This window comes from Micromonospora sp. C51 (assembly GCF_018070435.1).
In the GTDB taxonomy this organism is placed as follows: Bacteria; Actinomycetota; Actinomycetes; order Mycobacteriales; family Micromonosporaceae; genus Micromonospora; species Micromonospora sediminimaris.
The window spans coordinates 43,667-63,289 of record NZ_JAGPXQ010000021.1 but is presented as its reverse complement, the minus strand read 5'-3'; the positions used below and the strand labels follow the sequence as shown (position 1 = coordinate 63,289).

Sequence of the window (19,623 nt, the reverse complement as noted above, 5' to 3'; positions counted from 1 at the left end):
GCCCCCCGCCGTCGGTTGATGCGTCACGAGTGTGGTGGGCCAGGTAGAGGAAGGCTGCGCCGGGGCTGGGCGGGGGCCGTGTAGAGGATGCGGGCCCACAGGCGACCCAGCCACCACACGGTGGCGGCGACGACGTAGAGACCGGCGACGGTGCCGGTGTTGTACCGGCCGACCAGGGTGGCGGTGAGGATCGCGAACGGGACACCCATCACCAGCCGCAACCACCACCCGGACACCAACGCGGTGATCACCCCGACCCCGATCAGCACCCCACCCACCCGTTGCCCGACCCCGAGCCACACCTCCATGCCGGGTGCATAGGTCGCGGGCAGCGACCACTGCACCAGCATCATCCCCACCGCCGCGGTCACCACCGACGACACGGGAAAGGCGAGAAAGTCCGACCAGCCGCCGCGCGGGGTGCGCCACTGACGGAACGCGATCAGCGCCAAAACCATCGCGACCACCAGCATCGGCACCACCGGCACCAGCGTCCAGCGCAGAAACGCCCCCAACCCGGTACCGATGTACTGGGAACCCACCACCGCATACATCCCCACCACCGCGACACCAAGCCAGGCGGAGGTGAGGATGCCGGTGGCAACCTGCGCCCCCACCGACAACGCCACCCCCGAGTCGGCGCGGGCAGCCAACGTGGAACCCAACACGGTGCCGGCGGCCAGGCAGGCGATCACGGCGAACACCGACGCCATCGCCACCTCACCCCAGTTCATAAACGCCCACTCCCGCATGAGCCCGGAATGCCACGTCGGCGTGAACAGCGCGTGTGACACCAACGCCAGCGACGCGAACCCCGGCACCCCGATCGCCACCGCCCGCCACACCGACGGCACCGGCTCCCCCACCGACGCCGCCTGCCCGATGTCACGGCCGCCGGCGTCGGCCGCGCCGCGGGCCGCCGCCACCAGCGGATCCGGCACCAGCAACGGCCGCAACCCGGTCTCCGCAGCCATCACGTCGGCGACCAGCGACATCTGCGCCGTACCTCCCACGCACCACAGGGCGGCGATCGTGGTCGGGTCGACCTCGGCGGCGTCGACCGCGTCACGCACCACACCCGCCGCCCTCACCAGGACCGGACGGGCGGCCTGCTCCACCACCAGGTGGTTGACCACCACCGCCGGGCCCGAGGGCACCGGCACCGTCACCGCCGCATGCCGCACCAGGGCGTGCTTCGCCGTGCGCAGGCTCACCGCCAACGCCCACCCATCCCCCACCGGCACCCCGCCGGGGAACAGGGCGGCGGTCAACGCGGCGTCGATCGCGTCACCACCGGCATCGGGGTCGGCGAGGGTCGACAGGACCTCGAACCCGGCCGAGCCGCGCCGCAACACACTCACCTCGACACCGGCGCCCAGGTCACACACCACCACCACCGACCCCACCGGCAGCTGCACACCCGAGGCGAGGGCATCCGAGGCCACCGCCACCGGCGCCTCCACCAGGCGTGGCTGCGCCAGACCGGCACGGTGGGCGGCCTGCCGCAGCCACGTCCGCCGGCGCGGCCCCCACCCCGCCGGCACGACCAGCCGCACATCCTCCACCGGCCCGCCGGCCATCCGGTGGGCTTCGTCGATGACGCGCCGTAGGGTTGCCGCCACCAAATCGGCGGGTGCGACCTGCACGTCGGCGACGCTCACCTGCTCGTCGGCGGGGCGCCGGGGCCGGGGTATGAACCGCTGCGGATCAGCGGTGGCCGCCTGCCACGCCCGCTGCCCCGTCACCACCGACCCATCGCCAGCGACAAGCACGGCGCTGGGCAGCGCCGGTTCGCCGTCGAACAGCAGCGGTGACCAGGACCCGTCCGGCCAGGCCAGGACCGCGGTCGTCGTGGCGCTTCCACAATCGATCGCCAGCCGCGCCAGCCCCGCTCGCATACCCGACAGTCAAACATGAGGATCACATTCACGTCATGCCGTAACTACAGTCAGCAGTGGTCGGGCTGCCCTCCTCCTGGCTGGACGGTACGGTGGATTGTCAACGCCGGCTGAACTTTTCAGGCGGAGCCGACAGGATTCCGGGGCGTCTGTGCGTCGACGTGATGGGTGCATGCGGTCGCCGGCGCGCCGTGTACGCGTTGCTGTGCGAACACGGGCGCAGGGCGAGATGCCAAGCACCGGCGGCACGCTGCGGACTCCCGCCGGGCTCACACCCGTAAAGGACGACCTCGGGGGGTGATGATGGTGCCCTTTATCGAAGGGCTTGACTCTCAGCGCTAGGAGGGCCAGCCCGAGGATCGGCGTCACCCGTGCCGGAGTGTGAGTCTTCCGGTGGCCTGGGCGAGCCGATCGAGTCGGCCGATCAAACCATCGGGGGTCTTGCCCTTGGCTTCGACGATCCGCTGACTGACCTCTGCTGGTCTCTCCGGCTGATCGTCATACGGCGGCGCGACCGCCCGGTCGGCTTCGTCGATCAGTGCGCGCGCCTTCTCTTCGATCTGGCGCTTTTGCTCCTTCGACTCCTGGGCTTCGGCTTTAAGGGTTGACAAGGTGAGCCGCCAGGCGTCACCGAGGCGGTTCGGGTCGTCGAAGAGGCTTGCTTCCAGCGGTGGCGACGGATCGACGTAGTTGCTGGACGGTACGACCCAGAGCGCGTCGTCTACCACATACCGCTCCTCGGGCTGCGGCTCGTGCTCGTGCGGGGTTGTCAATGCTCCTCCAGTTCTTTCATCATCTCCACGCGAATTCCCCCGCGCCAAGGTCTTCTCGCTTGAGCAGGTCGTTGTAACCCTCAATGCTTCCCGCGCAGGTTTGCAGATCGGCGGGCACCTAACGATCGAGGGGTTGGGACTAACGGCTCGGGTCATTCACTGCGAGTGATAGCGCTGTTGCATCTCCGATCAGTGTTCCATTGGCTCGGAGACGATCGATGATCAGTGTCAGTCGCGCGGTGATCCCGGATCCGCGGCGGTTCCAACCGTATAGGCGCGCTGCGGCGGTGGTCAGGTCGTCGTGGTTGACCGTGCCCCCGCTCCTGACGAGGTTGACGATGGCCAGCCCGAGTTCCCCGTCGGCCACGTGTTCCACTTGGCGCTGGACACCGTCGGCGGGAACGCGGACGCTGGCGACGGGCCGGTCGGCGACGTCGATGAAGTCGCCGTCGGTTACGACGTGGGCCGCCCTGATCGCTGCATCGATGTTGGCGCGGATCTTGCTGCCGACCCGTCCGATGTTCCAGGCATCTCGCAGCCGTTGCAGGAGAATGTCGACATGGACCGGTCCTTCGGCGACGGCGACCTCCTCGATGCCGCTTGCCATGTCGAAGCGGCTGGCCGGGTCGGAGGGGTCGACCCAGCGATGAAGTGGTGTGACGTCGGCCTTGCGGTACGGTGACGTCCATTCAGGTACGGCGTCGCGGTCGACTTCGGCAGTCTGGATCACGGGGCGGTCGATGGCGTCGTGAAGGGTGGAAAGCCTGCCACGAACGGGCGCGGCGATGGCGGCGGTGATCGCGGCGAGGAGTCTCTCTTCTTCCTGCCGGCGGTTGCGGTACCACGCGGTGCCCCAGATCCTGTGCAGGTTCCAACCCAGGCCGCGCAGGACTTGGTCGCGCAGTCGGTCTCGGTCTCGTGCTGCCGGGGAGGAGTGGTACATCACACCGTCGCACTCGACGCCGAGGACGAAGACGCCGGACCGAGCGGGGTGGCGGACGCCGATGTCGATGCGGTAGCCGGCAGCGCCGACCTGTGGTTCCACGAGGTAGCCCCAGGAGCGGATGGAATCGATCACCGAGTCTTCGAATGGGCTGTCGGTGCCGCGTCCGCTCGGACCGATGTCCAAGGCGAGGGCTTGCATGCCGCGCTCGGCGAAGTCGAGGTACGCGGCGAGGTGGCGGACGCTGTCGTTGGTTGTGTCGGGTATGTTGCCCGCGCGCATGGACGTGACGATCTCGACACGTTGGCGCGCGCGAGTGATCGCGACGTTGAGGCGGCGCCAGCCTTTGGGTTTGTTGAGGGCACCGAAGTTGCTGGTGATTTTGCCGTTCTCGTCGGGGCCGTACCCGAGGGAGAAGATGATGACGTCCCGTTCGTCGCCCTGTACGGATTCGAGGCTCTTGATGAAGAAGCCGTGGAGCCGGTCGCCGTCGAAGTGACGCTCGAGGTCGGGTCGTTCGATCAGGGCACGGTCCAGGACCGCCTGGATGGCGTCGGCTTGGGCGACGGAGAAGGTGACGACGCCAAGGGTGGAGTCCGGTCGGGTGCTGTAGTGGTGCATGACGCGTTCGACGACCTTTGCCGCTTCGACGAGGTTGTCGCGGCTGGTGCCTCGACGGTAGACGCCCGGCACGTGGAACATTTCCACGCCGACGTCCGGTCCGTCGGTCTGGGCTCCAGGATAGGTGACGAGCTTGCCCTCGTAGAAGGCGTAGTTGGAGAACGCGATCAGCGCCTCGTGCCGACTGCGGTAGTGCCATTGCAGGCTGAGGTTCCGGAACGCACCACAGGCCTTGGACAGTTCGAGGATGGACTGGAAGTCGCTGACGTCAGTGGCCGCGTCCTCGCCGCCGTCGTCAGCCATCCGGTCGAAGAAGGAGGTTGGCGGTAGCTGGCGGTCGTCTCCGGCCGTGATCAGGGCCTTGCCGCGGTAGATGCAGTTGACCGCATCACCAGGGGTTACCTGGGATGCCTCGTCGAAGATCACCACGTCGAATGGCATGTCGGAGGGCAGATACTGGCTGACGGCCAACGGCGACATCATGAAGCACGGTTTGATCGCGAGTGTGGCGTTGCGGGTTGACCGGATCAATTCCCGTACCGGTCGGTGCCGGCTTTTCTTCATGCCTTCGCGGCGGATCATCGCAGGTTCTCCGACGTCCACGGAGGCCGGTCGGCGCGTGTTGACGGCCCGGATGATGTCGCTGGTCGCGGCGGGGATGAGTTGTCGGTCGAGCCGCCGGTACTCCTCGATCAGGGCCCTGCGGTCCTGGGCGCGCAGCGGCAGCAGGGCGCTGTCGTCGCGGATGATGTGATCGGCCCAGGCCCGCAGTAGCGCCCGGTCGATGACCTGCGGCACCTGGGTCGCTGCGACGGCCTGGTTGATGCAGAAGTCGATGGCGGCGTCGAGGTGGTGGACAGCCAGGTCTGCGCGGGCCTGCTGGTAGGAGAACCATTCGTCTTGGCCGCTGCTGTCGTGACGCAACTCGTCGAGGAACTCTGCTCCGGCGAGGTAGTCATCCAGTTCGGTGAGCAGTTCGGTGTGCCGCGTCGCGGCGAAAGCGGTGACGATGCGGCCCAGTGCCTCATTCCACCTGGCGAATGCGTCAGCGAGGTTCGCGGTCGGCTGTGCGTCAGCGAGTGCCTTCACCTGTTCCTCGGTCAGTGCCTCATCGGAGCCGGTACGGGCGTTACGGGTGAGTCGTGCCCAGGCGAGCGCGCCAGCGAGAGCGAGCTCGTCGGTGCCCGCGCCCTGGTAGGCGGCGTCGCCGAATGCCGCCCGGTAGGTGTCGGCACGATCGTGCAGTGCCGACTCGGCGGCGGCGGCGGCCTGCCGGTGGCGCAGCATCTCGTCGGCTTCGGCCAGACTCAGCACTCGTCCGGTGGCCGCGCTGACGGCTCCGGCTCGGGTAGCGGCGCTGCGCAGCGGCGCGACATGGGCGCGTAGCCAGGCGATCACTGCAGTGAGCGGCTCGAGGAGGAGTTCCGGGCGGGCGGCGGGCGCCGGTGCGGGCGCAAGCGTGGTGCGCCACTGGTCCAGGTCGGCACGGACGTGCCCGATCAGGTCACGTAGCTCAGCGGATGGGTCGGGAGCACAGATGTGTTCGGTGACTGCCGGGAGCGCGCCGGCAGGGGTCGATCGCAGGATCTGTTCGGCGTGTCCAACGGCCTCATCGATTGCGGAGAAATCGGTGAGTCGCTGTTTCCAGTAGGAGCCGAGGGTCTGTGCGTGGACGGTGGCGGCGGTGTCCAGGGCGGCGTGGGCTTGCTGCCAGGCGACTGCGAGTTTCAGCTGCCTGATCGCGGCGTCTGTGGGCACGCCGGTTGTGGTGAACTTGGTCAGATTCTTTTTGTCCCGCCGGTATTGGCTGCGGAGTTTGCGCAGGCCCTTGTGCAGGTTGGTGAACCTGTCGTGCAGTTCGGGCAGTGGGGCGTCGAGCGCCGCGTCGGTGAAGTAGGCGCGGGCGGCTGACTCTGCTGCATCCAAGGCAGCGATGCACTGTCGAAGGGCGGACGCGGCGACGGTGACGGCCTGGGGGCCGTTCGCGGCGAGCCAGGACCGCTCGGGGCGGTGGCGGGCGTATGCCAGGTCGGCGAGGGTGAGGACGTTGGTGGCGTCCTGGATCGTTCGTGCCGGAGGCAAATGCATCAACTCGGTAAGCCCGGTGAGTGACCGCAGTCGGGCTTCCAGACGCTGAGCGTCTGCGGTGAACTGGTCGGCCAGGCGCTGTGCGGTCTCTTCGTCGAGTCCGGCGAGATTCAACGGTGCGGGTGCGATGTCCGCGACGGTCGGGGATGGTGGTAGCGGTGCCGGGTCGGGTAGTGACATCCACTCCACGCCGCAGTGCGTGCGTGCGGCCTGGGCGGTGTCGCGGATGGCTGCCAGGTCGAGGGTGAGGTAGCTGGCCATCTCGGTGAGCGCGGCGAAGTCTGGCGTGGTCAGCCAGGCGTCGAGTGCCTCGTGGGGGCGGTTGGCGTTCTGTGCGAGCAGTGTGAGCAGCGCGGGTGTGTCGCTTGGTCGAGTGATCGCGAATGCGTCGGCGAGACGATGGTTGAACCGGGTGATTCCCGCGAGTTCTTCCAGCGCCATCTTCGCCTGATAGAGGCGGGTGTCCAGTGACGCTTTGTCGGTGACGTCACGCCACAGGAAGCTGTTGCCTTGCGATGCGGGCCGCCAGGCCCGGGCGGCCCGGTGGGCGGCGTCTCGGATGGCGTTGAGGCCCTCGGGGGTCAGGCTGACCGGGGGCAGGTCAGGGGTTGGCGCGGCGGGGACGTGATCGAGATTTGCGATCAAGCCGAGGACGTCGTGCAGGCTGTATCCGAGGGGTTCGCGGATCTTGTTCATCGCGTCCGCGTAGGCGTTGAGTTGTTCGCGTCGCTCGACGAGTACCTTACGGCTGATGGTGTCCATGCCTGGCGGTGGCACCGGGACGTTGTCGAGGGCCTGTGCCAGGGCTGTCGCTACTTCTTTGCGGCTGGCCTTGTGGCTGTGCAGTTCCAGGAGATAGTTGTCTAGTCCGGCTTCGGCGAGGCGGTTGCGTACCACTTCGAGCGCAGCGGCTTTCTCGGAGACGAACAGGACGGTTTTGCCGGCGTGCAGAAGCGCGCCGATCATGTTGGCGATGGTCTGGGATTTGCCCGTGCCGGGTGGGCCGTCCATGACGAAACTGCGGCCGGCTACTGCGGCGGCGATGCAGGCTCGCTGCGAGGAGTCGGCATCGAGGACGAGTGGAGTGTCCTCTGGCGGAGCCTGCTGGTCGATGTCCTGCGGCTTGATCTCGTCGAAGAGGAAATTCCTGGTCTGGTCGGCGACGCTCTGGCTGGCCAGCGCACGCACGACCGGATGGCTGATTACTTGCTCCTCGTTGTCGAGCAGGTCGCGGTACATCGCCTCCTTGTGGAAGGAGAAGCAGGCCAGCACCGTGGCGTCGGTGACCTTCCACCCGTCGCGGCCACGAACCACGTGCCGGACCTGGGAGAACATGACATCGATGCTCAGATCGGCCAGGTCGTCGATGGTGGGCAGCGTGATCCCGAAGTCCTGCATGCGCAGTGCGAGTGCCGGGTTGAAAACGGGATCGCCGTCGCCGATTCGCAGGCGAGGCCGGTCTCGTGGGCCGGTCGTTGTCAGCTCGACCGGAATGAGCAGTAGCGGGCTGGCCAGGACGGTGTCGTCGGTGTCCCGCCAGTTGAGCGTGCCGAAGGCCAGGTAGAGAACGGACAGTCCCCGGTCGAGGTATTCCTGCCTGGCTTTGCGCATGAGGCTACGCAGCACCGGCGCCAGGTCCTTGTCCGCCTTCGGACTGTGCAGGACACTCCCGGAGGGCAGGGCGAGCGATTCGTCCTCGTCCGCATCGAGCGGCTGGTCAGCGTCGCGAACTCCTTGAAACGACCAGAGGCGGCGTGAGCGCAGGCCGTCAAGAATCTCCTGTTCACGCGGGCCGACGATCTGGACGGTGCCGGTTTTCGAATGCTTAAAGTTGATCAAGCGGTTGACGCCGGTGAGGTTGACGAGGCTGTCGCGCCAGACCTTCAATGCGTTAACGATGTCGTTGCGATGCGTGTCACCGGCGAACATGCCCTTGTTGATCCCCACGTGAGGCATCGTCGCAGAGTACGTCGACAGCTCGTATCCGCTCCTTGGGCTACATCACTCGCCGCCTCGTTCCACCGGGCGTTCCGTGAGCTCTATCCCGCCCGGGGCGGATCACGGGGGGATCTGAGACGACACCCACCTGTTTTGCCCGAAGCGACGAGGATCAGCCGGCGATGGATCCGTCGAGGTGGTAGTGGTGCCACCAGTCCGGGCGGTGGGTGCGGATGACGCCGTCGGTGCGGGTCAGGAGGAGGTAGTTGCCGTCCTGCACCAGCGCCGCGTCTTCGTGACGGCCGGCGAGGACCCGCTTGACCGCCGCCACCATGTTGGGGATCCCCTTTTCGGCGATGTCGTCGGCGCGCATGGAGAAGGTGACGGACACGTACGTCGCGGGTTCCCATGCCCAGCGGGCCTCGCCGTCGGTTTCGGCCTCCCAGTAGCCGTTCGTTCCGGCGCGGACGGTGATGGCGTAGCCGCGTTGGACGTACAGGCGGGCGGAGAGCAGGGCAGGGTTCGATGTGGGGCGTGGGGCTTCGCGGGGGTCGGCAGCGGTCAGGGCAGCTACCTCGGCGACGGGCGGGTCACCGGCCAGGACCAGGCGGAACTCCACGGCCATCAGGGGCGCCCTCTCAGTCTCGCCGGACGATCTGACGGATCGTACCGTCGCGGGTGACCACCGCCAGTTCCTTCAACCCGCCGATCGGCCAGTGGTCGAACTGACGGCGTAACGCCACCACGTCACCTTCCCAGTCCTTGAGGTTGAGCACCACCCGTTGGGTCTGCTCGTCGTCGATCTTCTCCCGGACCTGGCTCCACACGTTGCGCACCGATGTTCGGGCCTGCGGCGAGTAGCAGTCGAAGACGTGCCCTTCGATCAGATAGTCCGGGTCCTTGTCCGGGTTACCACGGTCGCCGGTGCGGTCACGGGCGTCGCCGACCTGCTGTCCTGTGGGATTCTGATGCACCCGGTAACCCTTGCCGGCGACGGTGTCGGCGCACTCGTTCTCCAACTCAAGAGCTCGTCGGGTGTTGTCGTCGGTCCTGGCGCCGACTCGGGTACGCGGACCCGTCGGCGTGCCGTTCTCGACCCCCGTGGCTGTTCTCCCCCACGCCGGAAGGTCGTCCTGTTGCTGCTCGGACGCGACGCGAGGCGTGTCGCCGCGGGTCTTGGGCGCGGGGCTGGCCGGTGTGGGAGGACCAGCCCCGATCAGTTTCCCGACGAACCCAGCCCCCGCGCCTGCCCGATCGCCGCTTCCGCAGCCTGCTGCACCGCGCCACAACGCTGCACCACCAGCACCAGGACCTGCTTGACGCCGTCAAGAGACTGCAGAAGCGGGCCCGGCTGCCCGCCCCGCAGCACCGTACCGACGAGTTGCCGGGCCTGATCGACATGACCGATCGTCGCCGTTGTGGCCTCACGGGCACCGGCGATCGCCTGCTGCACCTGCGCCAACCCGGAGATTGTCTCCTGCGGAGTGGCAGCCTCCCGAGGCACACTCGCGGCAGCGGTAGCCGCCTCACCCACCGTCCCAGCGGCCCCACCCAGCCCCGCCTGAACAGCGGAAATCGAGGCACGAACCCGCGTCATCCCCGCCGCGACCGCCGCGAACCCCGCCCCCACAGCCCGGGCAGCGACCTGCTGAACCTGATGATTAGCCGCCGCGGTGAGACTCTGCGCCCGCTCCAGACCCGCAGTCACCGCCCGCAACTCGCCAGCGATCTCCTCAACGCTCGACACGAATCAACCACCCCCAACCGAGAACCGACTCCGAACCCAGCAACCTACCCGGCAACACCACTCGCAGCGATACACCGCCATCGAACTACCCGCCGCAGCCATGCCGCCTCTTCCCGCTCGCACTGGCCGAGCCAGTACGAACTTCCAGCACCGGGATGCCGACAGTGAAGGTCGGCTTGGGGCTACATGTTGATCCAGCTCACCGGGGCCGGTCCGCTCGCGCCATCGGAGCACCACACACGGTCCGTTTTCCCGAGGGCGCAGCCAAAGTGGACATCCGATTCGCACGCCCGGCGATCTACGCTGAGGGCTGATGACTCGGGCTTGCGGGAGGGTGAATGCCTACGGCGGCGGACTATCTCGCGATCACCCCGTCCCCGGCCCGTGCCCAATGGCGCTCGATCGTCGTACGCCCATGGGCGGTCGAGGGCCGTCGGCAAGTCGCCTTCACCCCGGTGGAGACGCTGCTGTGCTTGGCCGCGAGCCTGCTGGTCGACCATCGCCGCTACGGCGGGTCGACGGCGCACCGTGCCGAGGAGCCGGTCCCCAGCCTGGCCCAGCTGTTCAAACGTCCCAACAGCAGCATCCTGGCGAAGATGGCCAATCTCGATGGCAGCCGCCGCAACGGTGCCCGACACGAGGTGGAGGTCGCCGCCCGCCTGCTCGGTGGTCAGGACGAGCTGGCATCCGTGTATCGGATCATCGTGCGAGCGGCCCGCGACGTCGGCGTCACGGCCGAGAACCTGCCCGACTTTCTGTACCTGGAGCACGACGACGCGCCGCTGATCCTGCTCGGCCAGGACGAGGTGAGTACCAGCGACATCGTCGACGCCGTCCAGACGGAGCACCCTGGGGTCACCGACCAGGTGACCGAACTGCTCCTGATCGCCGCAGCGCGTGTCGGGCAACATCGCTTCGCCCGCGACGTACTACGCAATCACGCACACCGCTGCGTGTTCTGCGGCCTGTCGGTGACCGTCGACGACCGACGGGCCCCGCGGATGCTCGTCGCCTCTCACATCAAGCCGTGGCGGGACAGCGGCCCGCGTGAACGCCTCGACGTCGCCAACGGCCTCACTGCCTGCCCGACACACGACGTCGCGTTCGACACCGGTCTGCTCACCGTCAACGGCGGACTGCGCATCCACATCCACACCGACCTGCACCGCAAGGTCGACAACGACCCAGCCCTACATGCCGCGTTCGGCCGGCCACCCTTGGCCGAACGCCTCCTCTTGCCCGCTGACGCCCTGCCACCCCAGCGCGCCTACCTCGACTGGCACCGAACCCACGTGTACCGCGAGACACCAACGACTTGAGCGAGTTGCTCTGCAACCGCACGTGCATCGGCCCAGTCGGATCTGGGCGGTTCACCTTCCCGATGCGGGATGCGGCGTACCCGTCGACGAAGGAGGCACCGTCGTACGCCGCGGAACTCTCCTGACCCGTCCCTTGACGGCCTCGACGTGCTCAACGATCGCCTCACCGACCGCTTCGGCGAGCTTCGGTGGCACGGCATTGCCGATGAGCCGCCCCAGGGGCGCGAACTGCACGGGGTCTTCCGGTGCGACGAACTCGTAGCCGGGCGGGAAGCTCTGCAGGATGGCTGCTTCGCGCAGCGAGATGGCCCGGTCCTGTTCGGGGTGCCCGAACCGCCCGGCGCCGTAGTTGTACGACAGGGTCGTGATCGTCGGCGAGGGTTCGTCCCACACCATGCGGGCGTAGACGTTCCGGAAGGTGGAGCCCGACGACTTCCGGTGACACGGCGCGCGGAGGTCCTCGTCCCATTCTTCCCACGTGCCGCCGGGCTTCGAGGCCCTGATTCGCTTCTGGTTGACTTCGGTCAGCGTTCGGCTCTTGTGTAGACGGTCCGTTGGGTCGACCTGGCCGTGGCCGATGGGTGCGAGCTTTCGGATGGACTGCTCGACGGTGGTATAGCCCTCTGGCCCGACCGTGCCTTTGGGCACTCGGATCTCACCGAGGAGTGAGGCTACGAGAACCAGCCTGCGCCGATGCTGGGGGATGCCGTAGGTCGGGCAGTGGCAGGACTTGAAGTCTACGAAGTAGCCAAGTTCCTTGAGACAGTCGACGAAGCTTTTGAAGATCGACGTGCTGATGATCCGGGGAACGTTCTCCATCGTGACCACCTCGGGCTTGGCGCCTTCGACCAGGCGGCGCATCTCGTCGACGAGGGGCCATTGCGCTTCTCGGGACGTGTCTACCCCCCGCCGGTACGAGGAGAAGGGCTGGCAGGGCGCGCAGCCGCCGAGGACTCGCACGCTGCCCTTCGGCCACATCGCGACAAGCTCGTCGACTTTCAGGTCGCACACGTCCTTCTTGTGGAAGGGTGCGCGGATGTTGGCCCGGAAGGGGTAGTCACAGCTTCCGTCAAGGTCGACCCCAGCAACGACGTCGAGACCGGCCTCCTGCAGGCCATAGGACAAACCACCCACCCCGCAGAAGAGATCAACAGCGGAAATAGTGGTGGGTCGTCGTGGAGCCATGCTGGGACCTTAGTAGGTCGGTCCACCCCGACGTGGTCCGGCGTGCGGGCACACGAGATCGTACGATCCTCTCGTTTCGACACCCTGATGGCAGGATGTGTCGGCGATATCGCGATCGGTAGCCTTCCCGCTAGCGCTGGGCCATGACCCTCGGCTCTCCTCAAGCCTAAGGGCGACGCGACGCCGAAGGCGATGGAACATTTGTTCGATTCGTGTTCTTTGTCGCACCCGCTCCCTACGCTGAGCGCCACCGCCAGGGGAGGAAGCATGACTACTGCCGTCACCACGTCGATGCTGCGGTCCACAAGCGCGTCTGCCGTACTCGTGGATGAGCTACGAGCGACCATCGGCAACCGAGACGTACACCAAGCGCAGTCGGCGATTGCGGAGTTCGTGGTCCGGCACCGCCTCACCCGCAGCGACATCGACGCGCTCGTGGTAGCTCTGGCCCAGCCAACCGCCAGAAGCGACCTCACGCATCCGCCCGACTCCGCCCCGGCCCCCGATGCCCGGCCCACCGTGACAGACGTGAGCAATGCCGCGTCCGACCAGCCAGAGTTGAACGAGGACGCACCACACGGTGACGTCGGATGGATGTTCGATGACGATCCTGCGCCTCCCGTTCTCAATGCGGCAGACGATGTCGTCGGCCAGGCGTTCGAGGATCTGCTTGGCGACTGGACCCGGACGGGGGGAAAACTCACCCGTGCTGACGTCGCACTGCTCGCAACCCGGCGAAGTCTCACCGCAGCACAGAACGGCGAGTTGCTCGCTCTCTTGGCGGATGCCGGTGTCGAACTCCCAGCCTCGACCAACGCGGGACCGGTCAAATCCGCGACAAAGGGCTACGAACTGCACGAGGACACGGTTCGCCAGTATCTCCGCGAGATCGGCCGATACCCGCTGATCGACGCCGCTCGTGAGGTGGAGCTCTGGTCGTTGATGCAGCAGGGCGCAGCGGCACAGGCCGTACTCGACGCTGGTGGAGCGGACCTGTCAGCAGCGGACCGCCGGTCGCTGCGGGACCGCGCGAGGGAGGGGGCTCGCGCTCACGCGGCGTTGGTGTGCGCCAATCTGCGTCTCGTGGTGGCGATCGCCAAGGCCGGGCGCTACCAGCAGAGCGGCGTCGCGTTCGCCGACCGCATCCAGGACGGCAATATGGGCCTCATGCACGCCGCCCATCGCTTCGACGGCTCCATGGGCTACAAGTTCTCCACCTACGCGACCTGGTGGATCAAGCAGAGTATCGAACGGGGTATCGCCAACCACGGCCGGACGATCCGCATACCCGTCCATGTCCACGAGCAGGTGCGGAAGGTTCGGAAAGCAGCCCGGAAGCTCGCCGACCGGCTGGACGGTGAGCCGACGCTCGACGAGCTGGTTGACGCCACTGGCATGGCGCCGGCCAAGGTGCAGGCGCTGCTGGATCTCGACCAACCGGTGCGCAGCATCGACCATCTCCTCGGTGAGGATGACGACCTTCGCCTCTCGGATGTCCTCGTTCACGACGAGGAGCGCGATGGGCGCACCGACCCGGCGTCGATCGTCGAACACGCGACGCTGCGCGGCGAGATCGATCGCATTCTCCGCCGGGTGCTGCCCGAGCGAGCCGCCAACGTGATCCGTCGCAGGTTCGGTCTCGGCACCGGCGAGGAAGAGACCCTGGACGAGATCGGTGCGGACTACGGCATCACCCGCGAACGGATCCGCCAGATCCAGGGGAATGCCATGAAGAAGCTCAAGATGTCGACGGAGATTGCGGGCCTACGCTCGTACTTGGTCGACGAACCGAGTTGCGGCGCTTCAGCGGAGGGGACGATTCGATGAGCGGCAAAGCGGCCCAGTCGCTGGAGGAAGCGTGCGATGCCTTCGTCGCCTGGCTCGATAGGCGAGTAGTCGCGGCGGGTCGAGGCGACGGCCTGGATCGGCTGGAAGTGGATCCGTCGGGGACCTTCTGGCTGGGGCGGCTCGCCTGCGAGGACGAGGTACGCAAGGGCACCGGCGACGACCGATCGGAGCGGCTCGACCCGTGTGCGATCGGAATTCGGTTCCGTCCGGCCGAGGCCCTGCCGTGGTCGATGACGGTGACGGTGCGGGCCCGCGCCTGGGTCAAGGACCCCAAGGATGGTCCGGACCCGGACCGGCGCTGGTGGCGTACCGGTCCTGTCGAGGAGAAGATCTCCGTCGTGGTCGGCGCCGACGGTGGCATCTTCGGCGCGAAGCAGCTACGAGATGCCTTCGCCGCGGTCGGCGCGCCGGGCCTGACCGCTGAAGTCCGAGTCGACGTGGAGGACTGGCATCGGGACACCGAGCTTGTCGTGCAGTTGGTCAACACCAGCCCGGAGAGGTCGCGCGGCGGTGTGACCGACTCGCACCTCTACGAAACGCAGCTGGAGGTCTCGGGGCTCGCCACCATTCCGTTTCAGTTGGAGGCCCTGCCGGACAGCTTCCGCTACGACCGCGAGGTGCCGGCGTACGGCATCAATGTGGGTGTCGAGGTGCCAGCGCCTGGGGTGTTCCGCAGCTGTGACACCATCACGGTGCAGACCGTTCGCCCGGGATATTGGAACAGCAGCCGGCCGGAGCCGACGCTGTCGTTCGAGCGGCTCGCCGCCGACCCGATTCCGGAACTCACCGCGCTGGTCGAGGCGCTCGAAGAGTACGACCACACCCACTGGTCGGAGCCGGCGTTAACGGCCAGGGAGGTAGCCGAGGGCTGGACACCGGGAATGCGTGCCGAGGCGGACAAGGCGGCAGCCGAGGTGTTCGCTGAACTCGGCCGGCTGCGGACCGGGCTGGAGCTTCTGCAGACCAACCGGGAGATCCGCCTGTCGTTCCAGCTGATGAACCGGGCGATCGGGCTAAGCGCGAAGGGACGCGGCTACGACTCCTGGCGGCCGTTCCAGGTTGGGTTCCTGCTGTCGGCCATCCGCTTCCTCGCCGAACCCGCCGATGACGCGAAGATCGTCGACACCGTCTGGTTCGCCACCGGTGGTGGCAAGACCGAGACCTACCTGGGGCTGTTGTTGACGACGGCCTTCTTCGATCGGCTCACCGGCAAGCGTACCGGCGTGACGGCGTGGTCCCGGTTTCCCCTCCGGCTGCTGAGCTTGCAGCAGACGCAGCGTTTCGCCGATGCGCTCGCCGGCGCCGAGCTGGTACGCCAGGAGGCGGTGTCACGCCAGGAGGCCGATGTCAAAGGTGCCCCGTTCAGCCTCGGGTTCCTGGTCGGCCAGGCAGGTACGCCCAACAAGATCGTACCCAAGCCGGAAAACGACGAGATCGGTCCGGACAGCCCGGGGATACCTGACAAGTACCGGGTGCTGCTGCACTGTCCATTCTGCCGGAATGAGAACCTGCGGATGAGGTTCGACCGGCAGCGGTGGAAGCTGGAGCATCACTGCACCAACACGCATTGCCCCTGGAAGCGGGGTGCGCTGCCGGTGTACATCGTCGACCAGGAGATCTTCCGCTTCCTACCGACCGTGGTGGTGGGGACGCTGGACAAGGCCGCGTCGATCGGCCTGCAGCAGGCGATGCGCGGGCTGGTCGGGCCGCCGCAGAAGCTCTGCTCGGTCGAGTGGCACGGTTTCACCTACGCGACCAGGTCGAAGACGCCCAACGGCTGCCTGGTGCCCGACTGCCAGGGCACGCTCAACCCGCTGCCGATGCCGGCGGAGCGGTTCGCGCCGTCGCTGCGGTTGCAGGACGAGTTGCACCTGCTCCGCGACAGCCTGGGTGCCGTCGACTCGCACTACGAGAGTTTGCTCGACTACCTGCAGCATGAGTTGACCGGTAGCCACGCCAAGATCGTTGCCAGCAGCGCGACTCTGACCGGCTACTCCCACCAGGTCAAGGTTCTCTACCAGCGCGAAGGCCGGGTTTTCCCACAGCAGGGCCCCCGCTCCGGCGAGTCCTTTTGGACGGTGCGCAAGGCAGAGAAGCTGCGGCGCTTCGTGGCGGTCGCGCCGCGCGGGGTGACGTTGGAGCATGTCAGTGACCGGACCCTGGATGCCTTGCAGCGCTGCGTTCGTAGGCTGATCGATGAGCCGTCGGCTGTCTGCACGGAAGCCGGCATCGATCCGAGGCATGTCGACGAGCTGCTGAGCCTATATGGCACGAACGTGGTTTATGGCTCCACCCTGTACGACGTCGAGGCCGCCGGTCGAAGCCTGGGCAGCAACAACACCGTCGACGGGATCAACGTGGAGCAGCTCACCGGGCAGACCGACTTCGACGAGGTGCGCGACATCCTGGAGCGGTTGGAGAAGCCCGAGGAGAAGTTCGAGGATCGTATTCATGTGATCGCGGCGAGCTCGATGTTGTCGCACGGGGTGGACATCGACCGGCTCAACACGATGGTCATGCTGGGCCTGCCGTTGACCACGGCCGAGTTCATCCAGACCACCGCACGCGTCGGCCGTCGACACCCGGGACTGGTGTACGTCCTGCACAAGATCGGCCGGGAACGCGACGCCCAGACGTTCCGGCACTTCGACAAATACGTGAGCCAGGGCGACCGGTTCGTCGACGCCATCCCGATCACGCGCCGCAGCCGGCGGGTTCTCGCCCTCACGCTCCCCGGGATGGTCGCGGCCCGCACTCTGATGGTGCACGAACCGGCCAGCAAGCAGCGATTGAGCACACCGGCCAAGCTGCGCCAGTACGTCCGCGACGCGAAACTGACGCCCGATGACGAGGCGGCGGCGGTGGCGGAGATTCTCGGCCTCGTCGGACCGGAGGACACCCTGCACCGGCAGCAGATCGTCGAGTGGGTCCGCGACTGGTTCGCCGATCTTGAGGACCCGGCCACCAAGGCCCAGTTCATCAGCCAGATCGGCCACCCCTCCCCCATGAGAAGCCTCCGCGATGTCGAGGCCCAAGCTCCGATTCACGACTGAAGGCGGACGAGATGACGAAGTTGGGTTCTCGCAGCGGCAGCCAGATCCTGCGTACCTTTCTGCCGGAGCAGACGGTCGACCTGCGTGGTGACATCTACCGGGTCGACGAGTGGTCGGCCCCGAGCCCGATCGAGATCGACTCCGACGTAGTGCGGTGGAGTCTGTTGACCGAGATCGGTGCGTGGACCGCCAACGACAAGGACGGCGGGATGGCCGGCGATCTGCTGCGCAAGGTGCCGGTGGAGGTCGTCGAACTCGACGACCGCCGTGGCGTGACGGTGGAGCGATACCCCCGTGTCTGGCTGTGTCGGGTCTGCAAGCGCATCGGCAAGTCCGAGGATTCCCGCTGCAAGTGCGGCAAGCGTGCCTGGGGTCAGCTCCATTTCGTCGGTGTGCACGAGTGCGGTGCGATCACCGAGCCGTGGATTCGGCGTTGCCCGCAGCACGACGACGTACGGGTGGTCGTGCCGAAGAGCGCCAAGGCCGCGGACATTCGTTTCGTGTGCCCGGTCTGTGACACGGCGACCATGCCGGCGGGGTTGGGTTTCAACAAGAAGTGCGTGTGCGGTGACGGCGCCGTGCGGTGGAACGTTCACAAGGCCCGCATGGTCTACGTGCCGCGCGGCATGGTGCTGATCAACCCGCCACGGCCCGAACACCGGGAGAATCTGAAACTCGCCGGCGGTCCGCGCAAAGCACTGATCTGGGTGATCGAGGGATTGACGGTGGCCAGGCCCGCCGATGTGACGGCGAAGCAGACCCGCAAGGAACTGGTCGATCAACTGGTCGCCAGCAAGATGGCGCCGGACATTGCGGAGCAGATGGCGACGCTCGCCGAGCAGGCCGGCCAATTGGCCAAGGCCGGCGATCATCCGGCCGACCGGCTCCCTGCGGCCCGGCGTGAGGTGGCCGAACGGGAGGCCGCCGACATCGCGATGGCCCTGGCGGAGAGTCGGACACCGACGACGGCGCTGCGCCTCCCGGATCCCGACGACCCGCTGGAGAAACGCTATCGGGAGAAGTACCCGCCGGCCCTGCGGAGGGCCGGCATCGACGGGCTCGACCTGGTCGACAGGTTTCCGATCCTCAACGCCATGTACGGCTACACCCGGGGCGAGGACGATCCGTCGAAGTGCCGGCTGGTGCCGTTCCGGCGCAAGCGGGGCGGCTATCGGCTCTACGGCAACCTCGCCGAGACCGAGGCGTTCCTGATCCGGCTCGACCCGATCCGCGTCGCGACGTGGCTGGCCGGACGTGGACATCGACTACCGGGATGGACGCCAGAGTGCACTGACCCGGTCGTGGCGCGGGTCGCCATTCTGGAGGCGGCCCAGGTTCCCGGCAAACGCGACGACCCGCAGATGGAGTCGGCCGGCGCCGACCTGCTCAAGCTGATTCACACCTACGCACACCGGCTCATCCGGCAGACCGCCGTCTTCTCCGGCATCGAACGCGACGCACTCAGCGAGTACCTCGTACCCCACCATCTCGGCTTCTTCCTGTACGCAGCCGCTCGGGGTGATTTCGTGCTCGGCGGAATGCAGGCGGTGTTCGAGTCGAACCTCGACGACCTGTTGACCGCGTTCGTCGACGCGGAGCATCGTTGTCCCTTGGATCCGGGTTGCGGGATCGGCAGTGGGGCTTGTGCGGCCTGCGTGCATCTGGGTGAGCCGTCGTGCCGATTCTTCAATCGGTTCCTGGATCGTGGCGTGTTGTTCGGGCGGAACGGCTACCTGCGGATCTCGACATGATCCGCTGTTGCCAAATCGATTCCACGCGTTCGGCCGCGTCGGTCACCGTCTCGTGTTCCCAGACGTGGACGGCGATCCACCCCAGTTCGGCCAGCGCGGCGTCCTTGGCCCGGTCTCGGGCGACGTTGCGATCGAGCTTGGCGACCCACCAGTCTCGGTTGTTGCGGGGCGTCGTGCCGTGTTCAGGACAGCGGTGCCAGAAACAGCCATCCACGAACACCGCCACCTTCGCCTTGGTGAGCGCGATGTCCGGGCGTCCAGGAAGCCCCGGGTGGTTGATCCGATACCGTAGCCCGCGCCGATGCAACTCGCGGCGCAACGCCAGCTCCGGTTTGGTCGAGGCGCGTGCCTGCCGACTCAGGCGGGCCGAGGTGGCGGTGTCCAGCGGTGTCGGCATGGTGGACTTTCGGCCCATCTCTCCAACCTATCTGGGGAGATCGGCGCCGCGGTCCAGAGGTT

At 67.1% G+C, this 19,623-nt stretch carries 12 protein-coding genes; 4 read left to right on the top strand and 8 right to left on the bottom strand.

Going from position 1 to position 19,623, the window contains the following annotated elements; genetic code table 11:
- Nucleotides 1-23: 23 nt before the first annotated feature.
- From KBX50_RS20370 to KBX50_RS20345, 6 genes are all read right to left on the bottom strand, one after another.
- Nucleotides 24-1,898, bottom strand: coding sequence for an Hsp70 family protein (locus tag KBX50_RS20370; RefSeq protein WP_210938883.1), 1,875 nt, complete (start codon nt 1,896-1,898; stop codon nt 24-26).
- A gap of 365 nt (nt 1,899-2,263) precedes the next feature.
- A complete protein-coding gene (locus tag KBX50_RS20365; RefSeq protein WP_210938882.1) occupies nt 2,264-2,626 on the bottom strand; it encodes a hypothetical protein in 363 nt (120 codons plus the stop codon).
- 184 nt (nt 2,627-2,810) lie between these two features.
- Nucleotides 2,811-8,279: a DUF3320 domain-containing protein gene (locus KBX50_RS20360; RefSeq protein WP_210938881.1), complete on the bottom strand. Its 5,469-nt coding sequence runs from the start codon at nt 8,277-8,279 to the stop codon at nt 2,811-2,813.
- A gap of 154 nt (nt 8,280-8,433) precedes the next feature.
- Nucleotides 8,434-8,886 carry a SitI3 family protein gene (locus KBX50_RS20355; protein ID WP_210938879.1) on the bottom strand — a complete coding sequence of 151 codons (453 nt, stop codon included), beginning with the start codon at nt 8,884-8,886 and terminating at the stop codon, nt 8,434-8,436.
- 13 nt (nt 8,887-8,899) lie between these two features.
- Nucleotides 8,900-9,280, bottom strand: coding sequence for a hypothetical protein (locus KBX50_RS20350; protein ID WP_210938878.1), 381 nt, complete (start codon nt 9,278-9,280; stop codon nt 8,900-8,902).
- A gap of 197 nt (nt 9,281-9,477) precedes the next feature.
- Nucleotides 9,478-10,008: a DUF6244 family protein gene (locus tag KBX50_RS20345; protein ID WP_210938877.1), complete on the bottom strand. Its 531-nt coding sequence runs from the start codon at nt 10,006-10,008 to the stop codon at nt 9,478-9,480.
- A 338-nt stretch (nt 10,009-10,346) separates the two neighbouring features.
- Here KBX50_RS20345 and KBX50_RS20340 point away from each other — a divergent pair, with 338 nt between their 5' ends.
- Complete coding sequence (locus KBX50_RS20340) at nt 10,347-11,327, top strand: HNH endonuclease (protein ID WP_210938876.1); 981 nt, start codon at nt 10,347-10,349, stop codon at nt 11,325-11,327.
- 51 nt (nt 11,328-11,378) lie between these two features.
- Here the strand turns inward: KBX50_RS20340 and KBX50_RS20335 are convergent, their stop codons facing one another.
- Nucleotides 11,379-12,512, bottom strand: coding sequence for a DNA cytosine methyltransferase (locus KBX50_RS20335; protein ID WP_210938875.1), 1,134 nt, complete (start codon nt 12,510-12,512; stop codon nt 11,379-11,381).
- A 324-nt stretch (nt 12,513-12,836) separates the two neighbouring features.
- On the opposite strand from KBX50_RS20335, the gene KBX50_RS20330 reads away from it, so the two are divergent.
- Genes KBX50_RS20330 through KBX50_RS20320 form a run of 3 tightly spaced genes read left to right on the top strand, consistent with a single transcriptional unit; the run spans nt 12,837 to nt 19,164 of the window.
- Nucleotides 12,837-14,339, top strand: coding sequence for an RNA polymerase sigma factor RpoD/SigA (locus KBX50_RS20330; protein WP_210938928.1), 1,503 nt, complete (start codon nt 12,837-12,839; stop codon nt 14,337-14,339).
- The gene (locus KBX50_RS20325) at nt 14,336-17,413 is read left to right on the top strand and encodes a helicase-related protein (protein ID WP_210938874.1); all 3,078 of its coding nucleotides are present in this window, start codon (nt 14,336-14,338) and stop codon (nt 17,411-17,413) included. The genes KBX50_RS20330 and KBX50_RS20325 overlap by 4 nt, the downstream gene beginning before the upstream one ends.
- An 11-nt stretch (nt 17,414-17,424) precedes the next feature.
- Nucleotides 17,425-19,164, top strand: coding sequence for a hypothetical protein (locus tag KBX50_RS20320; protein WP_210938873.1), 1,740 nt, complete (start codon nt 17,425-17,427; stop codon nt 19,162-19,164).
- Here KBX50_RS20320 and KBX50_RS20315 read toward each other — a convergent pair.
- Nucleotides 19,100-19,579: a very short patch repair endonuclease gene (locus tag KBX50_RS20315; RefSeq protein ID WP_210938872.1), complete on the bottom strand. Its 480-nt coding sequence runs from the start codon at nt 19,577-19,579 to the stop codon at nt 19,100-19,102. The two genes, KBX50_RS20320 and KBX50_RS20315, sit on opposite strands and share 65 nt — an antisense overlap.
- Nucleotides 19,580-19,623: the final 44 nt, after the last annotated feature.

What these genes read in the sequence shown, in the direction of transcription:
- KBX50_RS20315 (WP_210938872.1), bottom strand. Translation starts at nt 19,579, where the DNA reads ATGGGCCGAAAGTCCACCATGCCGACACCGCTGGACACCGCCACCTCG.
- KBX50_RS20340 (WP_210938876.1), top strand. Translation starts at nt 10,347, where the DNA reads ATGCCTACGGCGGCGGACTATCTCGCGATCACCCCGTCCCCGGCCCGT.
- KBX50_RS20320 (WP_210938873.1), top strand. Translation starts at nt 17,425, where the DNA reads ATGACGAAGTTGGGTTCTCGCAGCGGCAGCCAGATCCTGCGTACCTTT.
- KBX50_RS20360 (WP_210938881.1), bottom strand. Translation starts at nt 8,279, where the DNA reads ATGCCTCACGTGGGGATCAACAAGGGCATGTTCGCCGGTGACACGCAT.
- KBX50_RS20325 (WP_210938874.1), top strand. Translation starts at nt 14,336, where the DNA reads ATGAGCGGCAAAGCGGCCCAGTCGCTGGAGGAAGCGTGCGATGCCTTC.
- KBX50_RS20335 (WP_210938875.1), bottom strand. Translation starts at nt 12,512, where the DNA reads ATGGCTCCACGACGACCCACCACTATTTCCGCTGTTGATCTCTTCTGC.
- KBX50_RS20370 (WP_210938883.1), bottom strand. Translation starts at nt 1,898, where the DNA reads ATGCGAGCGGGGCTGGCGCGGCTGGCGATCGATTGTGGAAGCGCCACG.
- KBX50_RS20355 (WP_210938879.1), bottom strand. Translation starts at nt 8,886, where the DNA reads ATGGCCGTGGAGTTCCGCCTGGTCCTGGCCGGTGACCCGCCCGTCGCC.